Annotated in this window: 15 protein-coding genes; 10 read left to right on the top strand and 5 right to left on the bottom strand. The window is 62.8% G+C overall.

Going from position 1 to position 18,234, the window contains the following annotated elements:
• The first annotated feature begins 37 nt into the window (after window positions 1–37).
• Window positions 38–922 carry a LysR family transcriptional regulator gene (locus tag AC07VI_RS06770; RefSeq protein ID WP_492994118.1) on the top strand — a complete coding sequence of 295 codons (885 nt, stop codon included), beginning with the start codon at window positions 38–40 and terminating at the stop codon, window positions 920–922.
• 48 nt (window positions 923–970) lie between these two features.
• On the opposite strand, the gene AC07VI_RS06765 is transcribed toward AC07VI_RS06770, so the two are convergent.
• The 3 genes from AC07VI_RS06765 to AC07VI_RS06755 all read right to left on the bottom strand — a co-directional run bounded on the left by AC07VI_RS06765 (window position 971) and on the right by AC07VI_RS06755 (window position 4,032).
• Complete coding sequence (locus AC07VI_RS06765) at window positions 971–2,155, bottom strand: low temperature requirement protein A (RefSeq protein ID WP_413465884.1); 1,185 nt, start codon at window positions 2,153–2,155, stop codon at window positions 971–973.
• A 139-nt stretch (window positions 2,156–2,294) separates the two neighbouring features.
• Window positions 2,295–3,248, bottom strand: coding sequence for a 2-hydroxyacid dehydrogenase (locus tag AC07VI_RS06760; RefSeq protein ID WP_099374500.1), 954 nt, complete (start codon window positions 3,246–3,248; stop codon window positions 2,295–2,297).
• A 112-nt stretch (window positions 3,249–3,360) separates the two neighbouring features.
• Window positions 3,361–4,032: a hypothetical protein gene (locus tag AC07VI_RS06755; RefSeq protein WP_492994116.1), complete on the bottom strand. Its 672-nt coding sequence runs from the start codon at window positions 4,030–4,032 to the stop codon at window positions 3,361–3,363.
• A gap of 232 nt (window positions 4,033–4,264) precedes the next feature.
• Between AC07VI_RS06755 and AC07VI_RS06750 the strand changes: the two genes are divergently transcribed.
• Entirely contained in the window at window positions 4,265–6,466 is a 2,202-nt protein-coding gene (locus AC07VI_RS06750; RefSeq protein WP_492994114.1) for a TonB-dependent receptor, read from the top strand.
• A 206-nt stretch (window positions 6,467–6,672) separates the two neighbouring features.
• Here the strand turns inward: AC07VI_RS06750 and AC07VI_RS06745 are convergent, their stop codons facing one another.
• Window positions 6,673–8,271, bottom strand: a complete 1,599-nt coding sequence (locus AC07VI_RS06745; RefSeq protein ID WP_492994112.1) for an eCIS core domain-containing protein — start codon at window positions 8,269–8,271, stop codon at window positions 6,673–6,675.
• A 194-nt stretch (window positions 8,272–8,465) separates the two neighbouring features.
• On the opposite strand from AC07VI_RS06745, the gene AC07VI_RS06740 reads away from it, so the two are divergent.
• The gene (locus tag AC07VI_RS06740) at window positions 8,466–9,359 is read left to right on the top strand and encodes a hypothetical protein (RefSeq protein ID WP_099374504.1); all 894 of its coding nucleotides are present in this window, start codon (window positions 8,466–8,468) and stop codon (window positions 9,357–9,359) included.
• Window positions 9,360–9,545: 186 nt separating this feature from the next.
• Here AC07VI_RS06740 and AC07VI_RS06735 read toward each other — a convergent pair whose 3' ends face one another.
• Window positions 9,546–9,866: a hypothetical protein gene (locus AC07VI_RS06735; RefSeq protein ID WP_492994110.1), complete on the bottom strand. Its 321-nt coding sequence runs from the start codon at window positions 9,864–9,866 to the stop codon at window positions 9,546–9,548.
• A gap of 971 nt (window positions 9,867–10,837) precedes the next feature.
• Between AC07VI_RS06735 and AC07VI_RS06730 the strand changes: the two genes are divergently transcribed.
• The 7 genes from AC07VI_RS06730 to AC07VI_RS06700 all read left to right on the top strand — a co-directional run bounded on the left by AC07VI_RS06730 (window position 10,838) and on the right by AC07VI_RS06700 (window position 18,223).
• Window positions 10,838–11,185, top strand: coding sequence for a hypothetical protein (locus AC07VI_RS06730; RefSeq protein ID WP_086146234.1), 348 nt, complete (start codon window positions 10,838–10,840; stop codon window positions 11,183–11,185).
• A 15-nt stretch (window positions 11,186–11,200) separates the two neighbouring features.
• Window positions 11,201–12,355: a hypothetical protein gene (locus tag AC07VI_RS06725; protein WP_492994108.1), complete on the top strand. Its 1,155-nt coding sequence runs from the start codon at window positions 11,201–11,203 to the stop codon at window positions 12,353–12,355.
• Between the two features lie 229 nt (window positions 12,356–12,584).
• Window positions 12,585–14,039 (top strand): circularly permuted type 2 ATP-grasp protein, encoded by a 1,455-nt coding sequence (locus AC07VI_RS06720; protein WP_086146232.1) that lies wholly within the window; start codon window positions 12,585–12,587, stop codon window positions 14,037–14,039.
• Window positions 14,033–14,986: an alpha-E domain-containing protein gene (locus AC07VI_RS06715; protein WP_086146231.1), complete on the top strand. Its 954-nt coding sequence runs from the start codon at window positions 14,033–14,035 to the stop codon at window positions 14,984–14,986. The genes AC07VI_RS06720 and AC07VI_RS06715 overlap by 7 nt, the downstream gene beginning before the upstream one ends.
• Window positions 14,986–15,795 (top strand): transglutaminase family protein, encoded by an 810-nt coding sequence (locus AC07VI_RS06710; protein WP_492994105.1) that lies wholly within the window; start codon window positions 14,986–14,988, stop codon window positions 15,793–15,795. Before AC07VI_RS06715 ends, AC07VI_RS06710 begins: the two co-directional genes overlap by 1 nt.
• A gap of 91 nt (window positions 15,796–15,886) precedes the next feature.
• Window positions 15,887–16,762 (top strand): proteasome-type protease, encoded by an 876-nt coding sequence (locus tag AC07VI_RS06705; RefSeq protein WP_099420050.1) that lies wholly within the window; start codon window positions 15,887–15,889, stop codon window positions 16,760–16,762.
• Window positions 16,763–16,870: 108 nt separating this feature from the next.
• Window positions 16,871–18,223, top strand: coding sequence for an alpha/beta hydrolase (locus AC07VI_RS06700; RefSeq protein WP_099420051.1), 1,353 nt, complete (start codon window positions 16,871–16,873; stop codon window positions 18,221–18,223).
• The last annotated feature ends 11 nt before the right edge of the window (window positions 18,224–18,234 follow it).

Here is an 18,234-nt window from a genome sequence, read left to right as displayed (position 1 = left end):
GCCTTATAATTTACCCATGGTGAATACAGAAAAAGACATGGAATTGCGGCACTTTCGCTGCGTGCTGGCCGTCGCGCACAGCCTGCACTTCGCGCGGGCGGCGGCCGAACTGGGCATTTCCCCTCCCGCGCTGACCAAGCAGGTGCAGGAAACGGAAAGCCTGCTGGGCACGCGGCTGTTCCAGCGCAGCAAGCGCGCCGTGGCCCTGACGGCGGCCGGCGAACTGTTCGTCATTGAGGCGCGGCGGGCGCTAGAGCAGCTGGCGCAGGCGCAGGAAACGGCGCGGCGCGCCGGACGGGGCGAGCTGGGACGGCTGGAAATCGGCTACGTGGCCTCGGCCGCCTATGCCGGCGTGCTGCAGGGCCAGTTTGCCCGCTTTCGCGCCAGCCACCCCGGCATCCATATCGGCGCGCGCGAGTATGCGATGGATGCCCTGCCCGGCTTGCTGGACCAGGGCCGGCTGGACCTGGCCTTCGTGCGCCCGCCCCTGCACCTGCCAGACGGACTCGACAGCGTGGTGCTGCTGCGCGACCGCTTCGTGCTGGCCGTGCAGGCCGACAGCGCGCTGGCGCGGCATGCGCAGGTCGCGCCGGCGGCCATGGCGCAGCAGGCGTTCATCGTGCCGGAACAGGAACTGGGAACATTGGAAGTGAGCCGGCGCGGCGGCTTTGCGGCGCAGGTCGTGTCGCGGCCGGGCAGCCTGGTGGCCGTGCTGACGGAAGTGTCGCTGGGCGCGGGATGCGCCATCGTGCCCCATTCCGTGATGGCCAGCGTCAGCCTGCCCGGCGTGGTGTTTCGCGAGCTGGCGGGGCCGCAGATCAGCTCGGAAATCGCGGCAGCGTTTCGCCGCCACGAAGCGGCGCCCGCCGCGCGCGCGTTTATTGCCCAACTAAAAATAACAGCGCTGTCCTTGAACCGCTAGTTCGAGGCCGGGACAAACCGTAGCCCGGCAGGTTGGTCCAGCTGTCATTCAAGGGTCCAGTTCCGGCGGCGGACGGCGCAGGGCCAGGTGTTCCCACACGGCCACCAGTACCAGCACGCAGCTGGTGATGCAGGCCAGGGTCAGCGGCGAATACAGGCGGCCGTACGCCATCGGGATCAGCGCCAGGATGATCAATATGCCCAGCAGGTGCGACAGCGGCGGCGCGGCGCGGTCGCTGCTGACCCATTTGAACAGCGCATTGCCCAGCAGATACAGGATTGGCCCGCCCAGCAAGGCGCTGATGCCGGCAAAGCTCGCTTCATCGGGATGCACGAGGGCCAGCTCGTCGGCCACGGCGGACACGATCACGCCGCCCACGATCAGCACGTGGATATACGTGTAAGCCTTGCGCGCGATGCTGCCCGGGTCTTTCGCGTGGGCGATGCGGTGGTGGCCCGCCTCGGCGCCCGTATCAAAATAAATCCACCACATGGCGATGCTGCCAACCAATGCCGACAGGAAACCGAGCCAGTTGCCGGCCGTCCACTCCAGGCCGGCGAACGTGGCGCCCGTCACCAGCAGGGATTCGCCGAGGGCGATGATGACGAACAGCGCGCAGCGTTCGGCCATGTGGCCGCCATCGACGTCCCAGTCGGCCGTCGACGAGCTGCCCAGGCCCGGCACGCCGAAGCGCAGCCACGGGCCGGCCAGGTCGATGGCCAGGGCCAGGCCCCACCAGAAGATGCGCTGCTCGGGCGACGCAGCGCCGCCGGCGATCCAGAACAGGCCGGAAAACACGGCCCACAGGCTGATGCGCTGGAAATTGCGGCGACGCGACACGGCGTCATGGCGCACGGCCCACCAGGCAAACAGGGGACGCCCCACCTGCATGGCCACGTAGGCGAGCGCGAACGCCAGGCCCCGCGTGCCGAACGCTTCGGGTATCGAGGCCGACATGATGAGGCCGCCCAACATCAGCGCAAACAGGCTGATACGCACGGGAATGCGCTCGGGATCGAGCCAGTTGGTGATCCACGACGTGAAAATCCACACCCACCAGACGGCCATCAGGAGCAAGCCCGTCTGCAGCCAGCCCATGGCGCTCAGGTGCGCCAGCAGGCCGTGCGACAGTTGCGTTACCGCAAACACGAACACGAGGTCGAAGAACAGCTCGATCATGCCCACCTTGCCGCTGTCCTGCCCGCCGCGCTTGCGCAGCAGCGATTTTGTCAATTCCATAAATATCTTTCATTCATACTGGTAAAACATTGAAACCCGGGCGTGCTGGCAGGATGCGGACGCCCGGGCGATGTATGCGGCGCCGCGACGCGCCGCCATGAGAGCGGGCGGCAAGGCCGGCCCGGCCGGCCGTTTACAACTTTACCGGTGTCAACAGCGGCAGGCCGGCGAAGTGCGCCTGCAGATTATCCACCACCAGCTGCCCCATGGCGTGGCGCGTTTCCACGGTCAGGCTGCCCACGTGGGGCGTGAGCACCACGTTGGGCAAGGCGCGCAGGGCGTTTGGTACGCGCGGTTCATCGGCGAAGACGTCGAGGCCGGCCGCGCCCAGGCGGCCATCGCGCAAGGCGGCGATCAAGGCTTCCTCGTCGATCAGGGCGCCGCGGGCGATATTGACCAGCGTGCCTTGCGGCCCGAGCGCGTCGAGCACCGCGCGGCCGATGATCTGGCGCGTGGCCGGCGTGCCCGGCGCGCAGACGAACAGGTAGTCGCTTTCCTGGGCCAGGGCCAGCAGCGAGTCCGCACGCGGCACGGCGCTCGCCGCAACGGCGCGCGGCTGGAAATAGCGGACCTGGACGCCGAAGGCGGCCAGGCGATGGGCGATGGCCTGCCCGATCTGCCCGAAGCCGAAGATGCCGGCCGTCTTGCCGCGCAGGCTGGACGCCGGGGCGATGGCTGCGCGGCGCTCCCAGCCGCCGTCGCGCACGAAACGGTCGAGCGCGGCGATGTGGCGGGCGCTGGCCAGCAGCAGGCCCAGCGCGAGATCGGCCACGTCGTCCGTCAGCACGTTCGGCGTGGTCGTGACGGCGATGCCCCGTTCGCGCGCCTTGTCCAGCGCCACGGCGTCGAGGCCCACGCCGTTGACGGCGACGATTTCCAACTTGGGCAGCGAGCCCATGTCGGCGGCGTTCAGGCCCAGCGCGCCCGTCGTGACGACGGCGCGGATGACCGGCGCGCGTTCGGCCAGCCAGGCATGGCGCTCGTCCGCCGGCACTTGCCAGGCGTGATGGCAGGCGTACTGCCGTTCCAGCTGCGCGTTGACGGCAGCCGACGGGCTGGGGGCGAGGATGAGGAGATCGGGTGGCATGGGCGTCCGGGGGCGTGTGTATGGATTTGCAGACGCAACTTAGCATATTTGACGCCCGGCCGGGGATGACGGCCCCGCAATCGCCGTCAAAACCCTGCGGCTGGAACGGTCTTTAGCCCGGGCAAGGCACGCGCTTGACCTTGCCGCCAGTCCTGCCGGGGTCGGCGCCCGCGCCCGGGTTCGCGTCCAGGCCGTAGCACGCGGCGCCGCCGGCGCTGACGACGCGCGTGACGGGCCGGCCGTCGGCCGTCTGGTACTCCTCCACGCGGATGATGGGGCCGCCGCGCCAGGCGGACGCGGCCAGTTTCTGGAAGGCGCTGTCGCCCGAGAATTCCGGCGCGGCCAGCCACGGCTTGTCTTTCTTCAGTTCGGCGCGCAGGGCCCGGTCGACCGTCCCCGCCGCCAGCCGGGCGCGCGTGCGCAGATCGTCCGCGGGTACGGCGGGAGCGGGCTCTGTCGGCATGGTGATGGCCTCGGCCGTCGCGGGCGCCGTTTCGGCCGGGGCCGGGGCCGGCGGCAAGGGGCGCGGCGCGGCGGGTGCAGTGAACCGGGGGCCGGGCATGGGCATCGGCAGGGCCATCGGCGGCGTGCGCGGCACGGGCCGGGGCGGCAGCAAGGTCATGAAGGCCACCTCCGTGTACTGCTTCAGTTGCCGCGCCGGCAGGAGGAGGAAATACAGGCCCAGCGCGTGCATGGCCAGGATCAGCGCGACGGCCGCGCCCTTGAAGCTCAGGCCGCGCCGCAGGCGCAGGGCGGTGGAACGTAAATGGTGGTGCAATGGCATGCGGGGTCCTGGAGGCGCGGCGCGCGGTGGCCTATTCTAGCGAAACTTGGATCTGTACATTAACAAATCCGCAAGGTATCGCCTGGCGCGCCTTTTTCCGCCAGATTCCGGCACCCGCGCCTGTCCCGTGTTGCATGCATGGCGACTTTTTTGTCACTTTCTCACACTTTCTCACACGCGGCACGGTGCTGGAATATAATGATAATCATTCTCATTATTATCCAACAACATCATGCGCTCCTTCCGTACCGTCCCTACCCCGTTCGCCCTGGCCGCCTTCCTGCTGGCCAGCGCCGCTGCCCACGCCCAGAACACGCCGGCCGGCGGCGACGCGCCAACCATGCCGACGGTGGTCGTGAATGCCTCGGCCGACGCTTCGGCCGAAGGCTTGTCGAAGGCCTATGCGGGCGGCCAGGTGGCGCGCGGCGGACGCATGGGCATTCTCGGCTCCGTGGACATGATGGATGCGCCATTCGGCAGCACCAGTTATACGCAGCAATTCATTGCCGACCAGCAAGCGCGCAGCGTGGGCGACTTGCTGCAGAGCGATCCGGCCGTGCGCCTGTCGCGCGGCTACGGCAATTTCCAGGAAGTGTATGTGATACGCGGCTTCGCCCTCGATTCCGATGACGTCGCGTATAACGGCCTGTACGGCGTCCTGCCCCGTCAGTATGTCTCGCCGGAACTGCTGGAAAGAGTGGAAGTGTTCCGCGGCGCCAGCGCCTTCCTCAACGGCGCGGCGCCCGGCGGCAGCGGCATCGGCGGGGCCATCAATCTGATGCCCAAGCGCGCCGGCAACGCGCCGCTGACGGAACTGACGGTGGGCGTGGAATCGGGCGGCCACGCCTATGCCGCCATCGACGTGGCGCGCCGCTTCGGCGAAAACCGGGAATGGGGCGTGCGCGTGAACGCCGCCAGGCGCCAGGGCGAGACGGCCGTCCAGCGCGAAGACCACGACGTGGGCATGTTTTCCGTCGGCCTCGACTATCGCGGCCGCCACGTCCGCCTGTCGGCCGACGCCGGCTACCAGAACTTCGCTTTGACGGCGCCGCGTCCGTCCGTCGCCATTGGCGGCGTGGCCGTGCTGCCGGGCGCGCCCGACGCCGCGCAGAACTTTGCCCAGCCGTGGAGCGATTCGAAGGAACGCGACGTGTTCGGCACGGCGCGCGCCGAAGTCGATCTGGCCAGGGACGTGGTGGCCTGGGCCGCCTTCGGCGGCCGCTCGACGAAGGAAGCCAACAGCCTGGCCGAACCGTCCCTGGCCTCGGTCAACGGCGACGCCACGGTGTCGCGCTTCGACAATGCGCGCAAGCAGCAGATCCGCACGGGCGAACTGGGCGTGCGCGGCAAGCTCCAGACGGGCGCCGTCCGGCACACCCTGGTGGCCAGCTGGTCCGGGCACTGGAATGAAGCGAAGAATGCGTATGCCATCGGCAACGCCTTCGCCACCAATATCTACGCGCCCGTCGACGTGGCCGCGCCGGCCACGCCGTATGCGGGCGGCATCATGAGCGACCCGCGCCTGACCCAGAAAACCATTCTCAGCAGCTATGCCCTGGCCGACACCATGGCCTTCCTCGACGACAAGCTGCTGCTGACCGTGGGCCTGCGCCGCCAGCAGATCAGGGATGCCGGCTACGACTACAATACCTCGGTGCTGCAGGGCAAGGCCTATGATGAGAGCGCCACGACGCCCGTGGCGGGCATCGTCTTCAAGACCGGCAAGAACGTGTCGCTGTACGCCAACTACATCGAGGCGCTGGTCAAGGGGCCGGCGGCCAGCGGCACCTACGCGGAAAACGGCCAGCGGCGCAATGTCGACAACATGGGCGAGGTGTTTGCGCCGTACAAATCGAAGCAGAAGGAAATCGGCGTCAAGTACGACGGCGGCAAGCTGGGCATGAGCGCCGCCCTGTTCACGACGGCCAAGCCCTTGCTGGCCGTGGCCGGCAAGCGGGCGGAAATGAACGGCGAGCAGCGCAACCGCGGCGTGGAACTGTCGATTTTCGGCACGCCGGTACAGGGCGTGCGCCTGCTGGGCGGGCTGACCTGGCTCGATGCCCGACAGAGCAGGACCGGCGTGGCCGCCAACAATGACAAGCGCCCCATCGGCGCGCCGCAAACCCAGCTGAGCGTGGGCGGCGAATGGGACGTGCCCGGCGCGCCGGGCCTGAGCCTGAACGCCCGCGCCATCTACACCTCGACGCAGTACGCGGACCTGGCCAACAGCAAGCAGCTGCCGTCGTGGACTCGCGTCGACCTCGGCGCGCGCTACCTGACGCAGGTGGCGGGCCATGACGTGACCTTGCGCGCCCGCGTGGACAATGCGACGGACCGCAATTACTGGTCCTCGGCCGTGTCATCGTTCAATATCGGCTCGCTGGTGCTGGCCGCGCCGCGCACCGTCGTCGTCTCGGGCAGCGTGGCGTTTTGACAAGCGGCGGCGAGCCGGAACCACCGCCATTGCCGCCATTCCAGGCGCCAGTCCGCCGCCGGCAGGCCCATGTCGCCGCAGTGGGGCGCGCCATCCTGGCCGTGTTGCCGAAGACAGCATTTGCCGCGGGATGAAGCGCATGATTCCGGGCTGGCCAGGTAAATGCGGGCATCCGCCCGCAGGCCCTCAGCTTGCGGGCTGGCCGCCTATTCTGGCCGGGATGTCACTCCTATCGTGCTCATGCTTATCCCGATATCCTGCGATGTCACGGGCCTGTCCAGCTCATCCAATTCGCGATAATTTTTCTGGTACAAATCGAGCCCCCCGCCCAGGTGAAGCTTGCTCTTTTTGTCTGGATGTTCAACTATCACATGACTTGCTTTCCATAATTTAGCGTGTTCTTTACTCATGCCTAGCGGGAAGTTGTCTTCTTTGAATCCGTTTACTCCTTTTCTCATCTCAAAATCCGGCTTATTCATCTTCTGTCGTGATGCATGCGCTTCCAACGTGATGAGTGTCTCACCGTCCTTGGCCACGACGGTGACGCCGTGATACCCACAGTCACTTAGTCCTGCCGGAAATTTATGTTGTAACATCGACCCCACCACCGGATCATCTCCCATACGAGGGCCGCTGGCGAATTCTCCGAATTCCGTAACGGCCTCCTTCTCCCTGCTTTCTATCTCGTCCCGTATCAAATGATGCAGCGTCCTGGCAAACAGCGCGCAATCATTGTTTCCAAGTATGCCTATCCGCGCCCCCAGTTCCATGGCTGCGGCTATCGATCTTTTATCAAGCTTAATTGCCTCCAGCCATGCTGCATTGATTTGCGCGTCGTTAATTTCGTATTTTGTCTTGTTCCCCTTGATCCAATCGAAAAAAGATTGGCGGTTGTGATCTTCCTTGTTGTTTTCCCTATTTTCGTCATGTGCCGACGTAAATCCCAGTTGTCGGTCTTTCGAGAAAAGTATGACGTTAGGCGTCCATTTTTTGACGGAATACTCATTCCCGTCACCAGTCACCTTTTCCTCCGTTTCCACATACAATCCGGCGGGACTCGGTTTTTGACTGGCGGTCATGCCATATAAGACCTTGGTATTATCACGATTGATCATGTACATGCCGTTGGCGGAGCTCAGACCAAGCTTATTCTTCTCGATCAGTTGCGCTACGCTGGCTGTGCCATGTGCTCCCATCCCTGGTGCCGGCCTTGTTGCGTCCGGCATTGCGGCCGATCCATACCGGGCCAGCTGCGCGGCGCCAAGCGCCCGCTCCCCCATCGCATCAGCCTCTCGTTCGAGACCGGCGTCATTGTTAATCTGCCTGCCATGCTTCATCTGCATCGTAGGCCTCACGCGACCCTGCGCCTGCTGCACCACATGCCAAGCCTCATGTGGCAAATGCTTCTCCTGCCCGGGTCCCAAATGGATCTCGCTGCCTTGCGCATATGCATGCGCATGCAATTGCGCCGGTTTCGCCGAGTTGTAGTGCACCTTCACATGATCCATGCGCATGCCGGACAGGGACTCTATCCCTGACTTCAGCTGAGCAGGCAGAGCGCCATTGCCGGCCTGCTCATCGCGCTGGCCCGCCTTCCACGCGTTGCCGCGAATGGCCTTACTCAATGCCTGTTGCTGCAGCACGCGCGGGCTGTCATCGATCATCGCGGCCAGTTTTCGTTGCGCCACCGCCTCTGGCCGCTTGTCCGCCAGACCCCGCCCTTGTGCCGCCGTCCTGGCAGTGTTGCTGTGGGCCGCAGCAAATTGCTCTTTCGCCTGGCGCGGTGCGTGCAGGGGTGTATGCATGATGAGGGCCTTTATCGATCGATGTTGTTATCAATATGACCCCTTTATCATAGCCCCTTTTTCAGGCTGCCTGGCGACCTGTTCTGCCCAAGCCGTGGCCATGCGATCGCCAGCCTGCCTCCAATAGCGTCCCTCGGACAATTTTTTTGCGTGCGCGCCTGTGCCGCAAGCCGCGCTTCGGCGACAATGCGCACATGACACTGCGCCCCGCCCTCCTCGCCCTGCTTTTCTGCGCCATCGCCGGCGCCGCCCACGCCCAGAAACAAGCCGCCTGCCCCTATGCCGCCTGGAAAAGCGGCTTCAAGGGCGATGCGCGGGCGCAAGCCACGTGTTTATTGCGTCCCGTCAAGCTATATGCGCGCCTGGACGACAGCGCGCCCTTGCCGGAGTTTCTCGACGCGCACATCGGCCGGCGCACGGGCATCCCCCCGGCCCGGCTGCGCGCCTGGCTGGCCGGGCAAGACATCGCGGAAAGCGAGCTGGGCGGCCCCGTCGACGCGCCCCTGTCGCGCGCCACGGGACGGCTGGCCGCGCCCATGGCCCGCTACTTCGTCATCCACGACACCAGCTACCCGAATTTCTTGTTAGAAAGCATTCCCGGCCACATCAACGACGCCAGCTGGGACTTCAACGACTTTACCTTGCGCAATCCCGCGCTGGGCGGCGGCCCGAAAGGCCATGTGTACGTGAACCGCCTCGGCGATTCCCTGGCCGTGCGCGACTTCGGCACGGCCGGCTACGCAAGCAAGCTGGAGAAGGAAAAGCCATCGCTGACGGGCCTGTTCCTGCACGTGGAACTGGTGCAGCCGCGCCATTCCGTGCCCGGCGGCGGCAAGGGCAACGACGGCCTGGCGCCCGATCCGGGCTTTACGCCCGCGCAATACGAGCGCCTGGCCCTGCTGTACATGGCCGCCAGCGTGCGCAAGGGCACGTGGCTGATCCCCGCCTTCCACGCCGTGCTCGATACGGGCTACGCGAATGGCCATGACGATCCGCAAAACTTTTCCCTGGCCGACTGGTCGCAAGCGCTCGACCGCCTGCACGCGGCCCTGGAAGCGGGCCAAGCGCAACGTCAGCAGCAGCGATGAAGGCGCGCCGGCCCGGCTGAAAAACCATCGCCATCCTCGCGCACCGCTGCCGGCCGCGCTTGCCCCGAGTAAAAAGACGCGGGGACGCTGACGTTCAGATAGCCATCCGCATGGGGGCTATCAACGCAGCATCAAACTGAAAGACAAACCCGGGGGGACGTTCCGGCCGGATCGCGTCCGAGTTGCTCAGGCGTTCATCTTGCGACAATCTCGCAACCAGATATATCTGTTCTTCCACAGGGTGATATAAAGGAGCGCAAGAAATGGTGACGCGTTCGGTCCGCATTCGAGTATCGCAGTCTCTGCAAGACGAACGTCGATGTCAAACTGCCGTGAATGACACCAGTCGATTTTCATTTGCACCGCGTGCTTTCCAGGCTCGACATCGGATTCAAGCTCCGCGCCATTGGATACCCTGCCAATTTCACACCCATCCAGAAGAATGATGTATTGCCGGCCCCTATCTTGCCAAATTGCCTTCTTGCGTCGAACAATGATTTTTGTCATTTCTTTGCATTCAAAATGAATTGGACAGTGGATCCGCCTGGCCGTCAGTGATCCATGACCATGCCAAGCCGGCAAGTAGAACAGCACGCATGGCCACGGCTAGCATTCCATGTGCAGGCTTTCGTTCCTTATGCCGCAGGCAAGGAGTACATCGACGCCTTCCTGATCATCGCAGTCTACCAACAGTTCGCCTGAATCGAGCACGGCAATGATCGGGACAGCTATTTCCCATGCGGGGTTTACCCGTATGCATAGCGACATCCCCGCTGAAACGGGTCCGGCCTGTAGCGCGCCGCGAACTATAGCAGTGCGTTGATCAGCATAGTCTTCAATCGCGGTGCAATAAAATTGGGAACGCATAAGGCCTTTTGAAAATAATCGTCAATACAAAAAATCCGTATAGTAGTCAGCATATAAACTGCTGCAAAAATACCAGATGAACTGGCCTCGCGCCATGCGGTTCCCGGCCCCTTGCCGAGCGCGATGGCCGCTGCACGGCCGCCGCCCGGAGATTCCACGGTCTTGGAGTTCTTTTAGGCAAAACAAATGCGGTCGCCCAAAAGTCGCAACATGAAGAGACGAACAGACACGTTCTTCCTTGGCCCTTCCGCAGTGCCTGCCTCAATTGTATCGTACAGCGGCAGCCAGGCCTGTCCTGTGCATGGGCCGCAAGCCGCGCCTCATGCTGGCCGTTTTTTACGCACAGGTCCACAGCCTGTCTCGTCTCTCCATCGGTCAGCCGGAACAAGAATTTCCGCTATGCCCCTGGCTTGCTCCCCTGCACAACACCCCTCTCACCAGTGAGGCCGTGACAATGCCTAAAAACCAATTCATGTGACTGTTCAACAACAATGTGACAGTTCGTGAGATTGGGGCGGCATATTCAGCGCAAAATTAATGTGCATTTGATATGTTATTCAATTGCCTGCAATATTGGTTAATAATTAATAAACTACACGAGGGGAATCAGCATGGCTATCGAAATTAAGGCATCGGAAAAAGTTCAAGCAAATGCCGCGTCCATGAAGGTGCGAATTGTCGACAATGGCAAAGCGCGCGTACGACTTGAATTCAGGGCCGGCGACATATTGCTTGATTTCGATGATATCAACGCGACTGATCTGACCAAGACCTTCGAGAACCGCAATAAAGGGACGAACAACGGCTATATTTTTCTCGACGTGTATGAATACGACGGGATGGGGAAGAATTATGATTCAAAGGTATTCATAGACGGGAAAGTCATTGCGAAAGCAAAAGGGACAATTAAAACTGGAAAAGATAGCGGCTATGCAAAAATCGAGTTGACACTCATATAAAATGCGGAGAATAAAATGATGATGCGCATGATTAGCCCTTTGCTGGCCCTGCTTCTGACTTCCAACCATGTCTGGGCCGAGGCGGAAAAAGGGGAAAAAACAGCGGCCAAACCCGGTTCAAAATCCCCCGCCGAGGACAAACTGGCGGCTTTCCAGGTCGATATTTCGCCGGCAGCCGTGTCAGCCGCTTCGATTGTCGGCTTGTCCGGCTCCGCCATTACTACGATACAGACGGCACAAGATATTGTTGCATTTTGGAATCCAATTGAATCCAGGGAATCGAAGGATGGCAAAGGTCTGTCGGTCAACCCCTATCGCCTGCCCTTTGTTCCCATCGGCGCCAGCTATTACGTGAATGGCAATACGCTGCAAAGGATGCTGGCGAATACCTCGCTCAGCTATGCCGAAAACCAGACAGAAATTTCATCCCTCAAGTTCAAAAAAAATGCGTTTGCGCTCGACACATATTTCTATTTAAAAGCCGACGATGATCCGATCCTGATGCTGTGGAAGGCATTCAAGTCATGCACTGCCAGCAAAACCATCGATGATGAAAAGAATGCATATATTCGAACGGAAATCGAGGCGAAAAGAATGCCTTCGCCGGAGGAAATTGAGAAATATGATCAACGGGCATGGACCGCGCAATCGAGCTGTGATACCGAGGAAAAAAAGAGAATCAAATGGAACGCCAGCCGTGTGGCCATTTCTTATGGCCAGGGGCACATACAGAATGACACGTCCGGTTCACAGAAATACCAGCTGGGCAAGAAATTCATTATCACCGGGCTGTTTGAAATCAGTGACGACGCCGGACTGTATATGACTTATCAATGCACGAGGAATGCCGTCGATGTGACGAAATTGGCAACGGCGGTAGAGTTGAGTAACTCCAATTTGCTCGCCGCACGATATGTGGTCGGCAGCGACAAGGCGACGCTGCGCTACCTGCTAGAGGTGAGCAACGCGAAGGCAAACAAGGGCGCGTCACACGAAGCAACGTTCAAGTCCGCTGTGGGTATAGACAAATTGGTACAGAAAGGAATCTGGCTGCAACTTCGTTATGGGAAAAGCACTACCGCGGACGGCAAGGAAACGGAAACCAAAGGGCTGATGAATCTGTCTTTCGCGATGAGTTGCATGATAGGAAAATGCAAGGAAATGGAGTGAGAAACAGAATGAGAAACAGAGTGAGAAACGAAAGCGTGTCGCGCCGCTTCTTCACGGCAGCGGCCCGTTTCCCCATAAACTGACATTAAATGCACCAAGCCGGTGCGGCGGCTGGCCTGCCGCCACAAAAATGGTCATTTTCATACCTTGCCGCCGTTGCCGCATGGCCACGGCTCTGGCACGATTTCTGCTGAGCTATAGTCAGACTCGGCTCAAGGGAAATCACACCATGGCAAATTTTTTCAATGAAATGACTGCAGATGACGTGGGAGCGGACAGCAAGGTACGCGACCACTATCGTGAATTTGACAGCTGGCTGGCGCAGCAATCGCCGGAAACCATCGCCCGCAAGCGGGCCGAAGCCGACCTGACCTTCCGCCGCGTGGGCATCACGTTTGCCGTCTACGGCGACGATGCCGGCACGGAACGCCTGATCCCGTTCGACACCATCCCCCGCATCATCCCCGCCGCCGAATGGGCGCAGATGCAGACGGGCCTAGTGCAGCGCGTGCAAGCCCTGAACATGTTCATCCATGATATTTATCATGAGCAAAACATCATCAAGGCCGGCATCATTCCCGCCGAGCAAATCTACAGGAATGCCCAGTACCGCCCGGAAATGCAGGGCATTGCCGTCGCTTCCGACATTTACGCCCACATCGCGGGCGTCGACATCGTGCGCGCGGGCCAGGGCGAATTCTATGTGCTGGAAGACAATTTAAGGGTGCCCTCGGGCGTGTCCTACATGCTGGAAGACCGCAAGATGATGATGCGGCTGTTCCCGGAACTGTTCGCCCGCAACCGCATCGCCCCCGTCGACCATTACCCGGACATGCTGCTCGACAACCTGCGCTCCGTCGCGCCCATGGGCGTGGACGACCCGACGGTCGTCGTCATGACGCCGGGCATGTACAACTCCGCCTACTTCGAGCACGCCTTCCTGGCCCAGCAGATGGGCGTGGAACTGGTCGAGGGCAAGGATTTGTTTGTCAACGACAATTCCGTGTACATGCGCACGACGCGGGGGCCCAGGCGCGTGGACGTGATCTACCGCAGGGTCGACGACGATTTCCTCGATCCGCTGGCCTTCCGCTCCGACTCCTCGCTGGGCGTGCCGGGCCTGCTGTCCGTGTATCGCGCGGGAAGAGTCACCCTGGCGAACGCCATCGGCACGGGCGTGGCCGACGACAAGTCGATCTATCCTTTCGTGCCCGACATGATCAAATTCTACCTGTCGCAGGAACCGATTCTGAACAACGTGCCGACCTACCAGTGCCGCAAGGCGGCCGACCTGTCCTACGTGCTGGCGAACTTGCCGAAACTGGTGGTCAAGGAAGTGCATGGCGCGGGCGGCTACGGCATGCTGGTGGGGCCGGCGTCGAGCGCCGCGCAGATCGAGGACTTCCGCCAGCGCCTGCTGGCCAATCCGGGCGGCTACATCGCCCAGCCTACCCTGGCCCTGTCGGCCTGCCCCACGTACGTGGACGCGGGCATCGCGCCGCGTCACATCGATCTGCGTCCGTTCGTGCTGTCGGGCAAGACCATTTCCATGGTGCCCGGTGGCCTGACCCGCGTGGCCCTGGGCGAAGGCTCGCTGGTGGTCAATTCCTCGCAAGGGGGCGGCACCAAGGACACCTGGGTACTGGAAGCGACGTCCGCCTTCGCAGGAGAAAAAACATGCTGAGCCGCACCGCCGATCATTTGTTCTGGATGGCCCGCTACACGGAGCGCGCAGAAAACACGGCGCGCATGCTCGACGTCAACATGCAGACCTCCATGCTGCCCCAGTCCGAGCAGGACGCGGAACAGGGCTGGCGCGCCACCCTGGGTATTTCCGAGCTGCAAAGCGCCTACGACCACAAATACGGCCGCGATGGTCAATTCCACACGCGCGACGTGCTCGATTTCATGGTGCGCGACCCGAACAACCCGTCTTCCATCCTCGCCTGCCTGACGGGCGCGCGCGAAAACGCCCGCGCCGTGCGGGGGACCCTGACGACGGAAGTGTGGGAAATCCAGAACGCCACCTGGCTCGACATGCAGAAGCGCTTGAAAGGCAATCTGCTGGAAACGGACCCCAGCGCCTTCTTCGAGTGGGTCAAGTACCGCTCGCACCTGTCGCGCGGCGTGACCCTGGGCACCATGCTCAAGGATGAGGCCATCCATTTCATCCGCCTGGGCACCTTCCTGGAACGGGCCGACAACACGGCGCGCATCCTCGACGTGAAGTTCCACGGCGCGCGCGACACCTCCAAGGACATCACCCAGCGCGACTTTTACTACTGGGCGGCCCTGCTGCGCTCCGTTTCCGGCTTCGAAATCTACCGCAAGGTGTACCGCGACGTGATCACGCCGGCGCGGGTGGCGGAACTGCTGATGCTGCGCGGCGACATGCCCAGGTCGCTCCTGGCCTGCATGGATGACGTGGTGGAAAATTTAAAACATATCCGCAACGACGTGTCGGCCGATACGGAACGGTTCGCCGGCAAGCTGCATGCGGAGCTGAAATTCGGCCATATCGACGACATCATGAAGGCCGGCTTGCACCATACCCTGACGGAGTTTCTGGAAAACATCTACGACCTGGGCAACCGGGTCAGCCGCGACTTCCTCGTTCCCCTGGCGGCCTGATGCAGCTCACCATCCGCCATGAAACCCGCTACGCCTACAGTGCGCCGCTGGCCCACACGATACAGCAGCTGCACCTGACGCCGCGCGTCGAGCCGCAGCAGCGGGCAATCTCCTGGCAAATCACCACGCCAGGCCAGTGCCACGCCTATACGGATGCCTACGGCAATCTGTCGCACATGCTGACCATCAACGGCAGCCATCAGTCGCTGAGCCTGGTCGCCCAGGGCGTGGTGGAAACCATCTACCCGCACAAGGGACGGCTGAACCTGGTCGATTCCCTGTCACCGCTGTTGTTTACCATGCCGACGCCGCTGACGCAGGCCAATCCCGCCATCATGGAACTGACGGCCGCCAGCCTGCCGGACCGCCGCGTGACGGCCGGCACGGGCCATCTGCTGCGCCTGGCCGAACACATCGTCGGCAAGGTGGCGTATGAAAGCGGCGCCACCATGGTCACCACCACGGCCGGCGGCGCCCTGGCCCTGGGGCGCGGCGTGTGCCAGGACCACGCGCATCTGTTCCTCGCCTGCTGCCACGCCTGGGGCATCCCGGCCCGCTATGTGTCCGGCTACATCGATCCGGGCACGACGGGCCACGCGGCCAGCCACGCCTGGGTCGACGCCTGGGCGCAAGACACGGATTTCACGGGCTGGGTCAGCATCGACGTCACGCATGCGCGGCTGATGACGGATGCGTATTGCCGCCTGGCCATCGGCCGCGACTACGATTCCGCGGCCCCCGTGCGCGGCGTGCGCCAGGGTGGGGGCACGGAAACCTTGCACGTGGACGTGCAGATCGTGCCCGTGTAAATCGGCAGGAACGAGGCTGGGCGGGGCTTGCGGCGGATAGCCTGGCCCCGGCTGGTGTAGAATGCGACCCCTTTTGATTTGATTTACGACAATGACTTACTGCATAGGCATGCGCCTGAACGAAGGCCTGGTCTTCCTGTCCGATTCCCGCACGAATGCCGGCGTGGACCAGGTCGGCACCTTCCGCAAGATGAGCGTGTTCGAGAACCCGGGCGACCGCATGCTGGTCCTGATGACGGCCGGCAACTTATCGATTTCGCAAGCCATCCGCCAGATCGTCGCCGACCACGTCGATGCGGACGGGCGCAGCATCTGGAACGTGGCCAGCATGTACGATGCGGCCCGCATCGTGGGCGACGCCGTGCGCGCCGTGCACCAGCGCGAAGCGAAGGCCCTGGCCGACTGCGGCATCGATTTCAATGTCAGCATCATCGTGGGCGGCCAGATTCAAGCGGAGCGCTGCCGGCTGTTCCAGGTGTATTCTGCCGGCAACTTCATCGAGTCGCACGATGAAAACACGTATTTCCAGATCGGCGAAGCCAAGTATGGCAAGCCCATCATCGACCGCGTGATCAATCCCGCAACCGGCCTCGATGAGGCGGCCAAGTGCGCGCTCATTTCCATGGATTCCACCCTGCGCTCGAACATTTCCGTCGGCTTGCCGCTGGACTTGCTCGTCTACACGGCCGGCAGCCTGGCCGTCACGCGCTTCGTCGCCATCGATGAAAAGAACCAGTACTTCCGCATGCTCCGCGACACCTGGGGCGAACAGCTGAAGCAGGTGTTCGAAGGCATCGCCGATCCCGTGTGGAACGCGGCGCCGGAAACCGCGGCGAATGTGCTGTCGTCCGCCAACATGCACGGCAAGCCCGTGCGCGTGGCCATCCCCGGGCACGTGAGCGGCGGCGTGACGGCGGCGCCCCCGCAATCGCTGGCGCAGCAGTTCAGCGACGACAAGCAACATTGATCTGCCGCGCACCGGTTGCGCGCAGTGCTGGACAAGTCGCTTTCCGCGTGCTTTTATGGCAATATGAGTTGATATTTAATTCATATTAATCAGAGAGGCAGGTGGCGCATGGACTTGATCACTTCCGCCGTCGTCGCGGCCATCGAACACGGCGCGCCCGGCCACGCGCCGGAAGCCGTCGCCAGCCACTATCAGCGCCTGAAGCTGGCCATCGCCAAGTTCGACGCCGCCGCCGCCATCCTGCCCGCCATCGCCGCGCTGGAGGCCGAACCGGGCAATAGCCAGCTGCAACTGGCCCTGTCGGCCGCCCTGGCTACGGCGAAGGTTCCCGACGACATGCAAACCCTGTTTGCCGCGCAAGGCTTGCTCGATGCGCTGCAGCGCCCGCCGTCACCGCTGCCGGAGGTGGAAGCGGCGCCCGCGCCCGCCGACAAGAGCGCCGTCGTGTCGAACTATGCGGTGGTCAAAGTGTATTTCGCCACGGACCGCCAGCGCGACCTGGGCAAGCCGCCGGCCCAGCGCTTCAGCAGCGAGCGCAGCCTCACGGGAGGCAATGGCGGCAACGATGGACCGCTCAGCTATGGCAGCTGCGACGTCAGCATCCCCCGCGACCACCGCATGGGCCAGCTGGAATCGCCGTCGCTGTGGCGCCTGGAGTTCCGCGAAGACCCGGCCAAGCACGTCGTGCTGCTCGACGCCACGGTGCTGGACCATGACAACTTCTTCGCCGCCTTGAAGACGCAGGTGCGCGCTTCGGCCGGCAAGAGCGCATTTATCTTTATCCACGGCTACAACGTGACGTTCGAGGACGCGGCCCGGCGCACGGGGCAGATGGCCTACGACCTGGGCTTTGACGGCGCGCCCGTGTTCTACAGCTGGCCGTCGAGGGGCGAGATCGCCGCCTACACCGTCGATGAAAACAATATCGAATGGAGCACGCCCCACATCACGGCCTTCCTGGCCGACTTCCTCGCCAACACGGAAGCGGCGCAGGTCTACCTGATCGGCCACAGCATGGGCAACCGGGGCCTGGCGCGCGCCGTGGCCGAGCTGATGGGCGCGCAGCCGCTGCTGGCGCAAAAGATCACGGAAATCATCCTGACGGCGCCCGACATCGACGCCGCCATCTTCAAGCACGACATCGCGCCGAAACTGGCCGGCGCGCGCCATCCCGTCACCTTGTATGCCTCGTCGCAAGACCTGGCGCTGGCCGCCTCGAAAGCCGTGCACGGCTACCCGCGCGCGGGCGACAGCGGCGCCGGCATGCTGATCGTGGCCGGCGTGGAAACCATCGACGCCACGGGAGTCGACACGAGCTTCATGAAGCACGCATACTTTGCGGAAAAGCGCTCCGCCCTGTCCGACATGTTTTATTTGATACGCAACAATGCCCGCGCCGACGAGCGCTTTCTCGATCCCGTCGACACCGTGGCGGGCCGCTACTGGACCTTCAAGCCCTGAGATGGCGGCCA

It is taken from the genome of Janthinobacterium sp. GW821-FHT03A03 (assembly GCF_059421435.1).
This window is presented reverse-complemented; position numbering and strand designations above follow the sequence as displayed.

Bases quoted from the DNA above. Each gene is read 5' to 3' on its own strand.
- AC07VI_RS06710 (WP_492994105.1), top strand. From the start codon at position 14,986: ATGCAGCTCACCATCCGCCATGAAACCCGCTACGCCTACAGTGCGCCG.
- AC07VI_RS06735 (WP_492994110.1), bottom strand. From the start codon at position 9,866: ATGACAAAAATCATTGTTCGACGCAAGAAGGCAATTTGGCAAGATAGG.
- AC07VI_RS06705 (WP_099420050.1), top strand. From the start codon at position 15,887: ATGACTTACTGCATAGGCATGCGCCTGAACGAAGGCCTGGTCTTCCTG.
- AC07VI_RS06745 (WP_492994112.1), bottom strand. From the start codon at position 8,271: ATGCATACACCCCTGCACGCACCGCGCCAGGCGAAAGAGCAATTTGCT.
- AC07VI_RS06740 (WP_099374504.1), top strand. From the start codon at position 8,466: ATGACACTGCGCCCCGCCCTCCTCGCCCTGCTTTTCTGCGCCATCGCC.
- AC07VI_RS06770 (WP_492994118.1), top strand. From the start codon at position 38: ATGGAATTGCGGCACTTTCGCTGCGTGCTGGCCGTCGCGCACAGCCTG.
- AC07VI_RS06730 (WP_086146234.1), top strand. From the start codon at position 10,838: ATGGCTATCGAAATTAAGGCATCGGAAAAAGTTCAAGCAAATGCCGCG.
- AC07VI_RS06760 (WP_099374500.1), bottom strand. From the start codon at position 3,248: ATGCCACCCGATCTCCTCATCCTCGCCCCCAGCCCGTCGGCTGCCGTC.
- AC07VI_RS06700 (WP_099420051.1), top strand. From the start codon at position 16,871: ATGGACTTGATCACTTCCGCCGTCGTCGCGGCCATCGAACACGGCGCG.
- AC07VI_RS06720 (WP_086146232.1), top strand. From the start codon at position 12,585: ATGGCAAATTTTTTCAATGAAATGACTGCAGATGACGTGGGAGCGGAC.
- AC07VI_RS06755 (WP_492994116.1), bottom strand. From the start codon at position 4,032: ATGCCATTGCACCACCATTTACGTTCCACCGCCCTGCGCCTGCGGCGC.
- AC07VI_RS06715 (WP_086146231.1), top strand. From the start codon at position 14,033: ATGCTGAGCCGCACCGCCGATCATTTGTTCTGGATGGCCCGCTACACG.
- AC07VI_RS06750 (WP_492994114.1), top strand. From the start codon at position 4,265: ATGCGCTCCTTCCGTACCGTCCCTACCCCGTTCGCCCTGGCCGCCTTC.
- AC07VI_RS06725 (WP_492994108.1), top strand. From the start codon at position 11,201: ATGATGATGCGCATGATTAGCCCTTTGCTGGCCCTGCTTCTGACTTCC.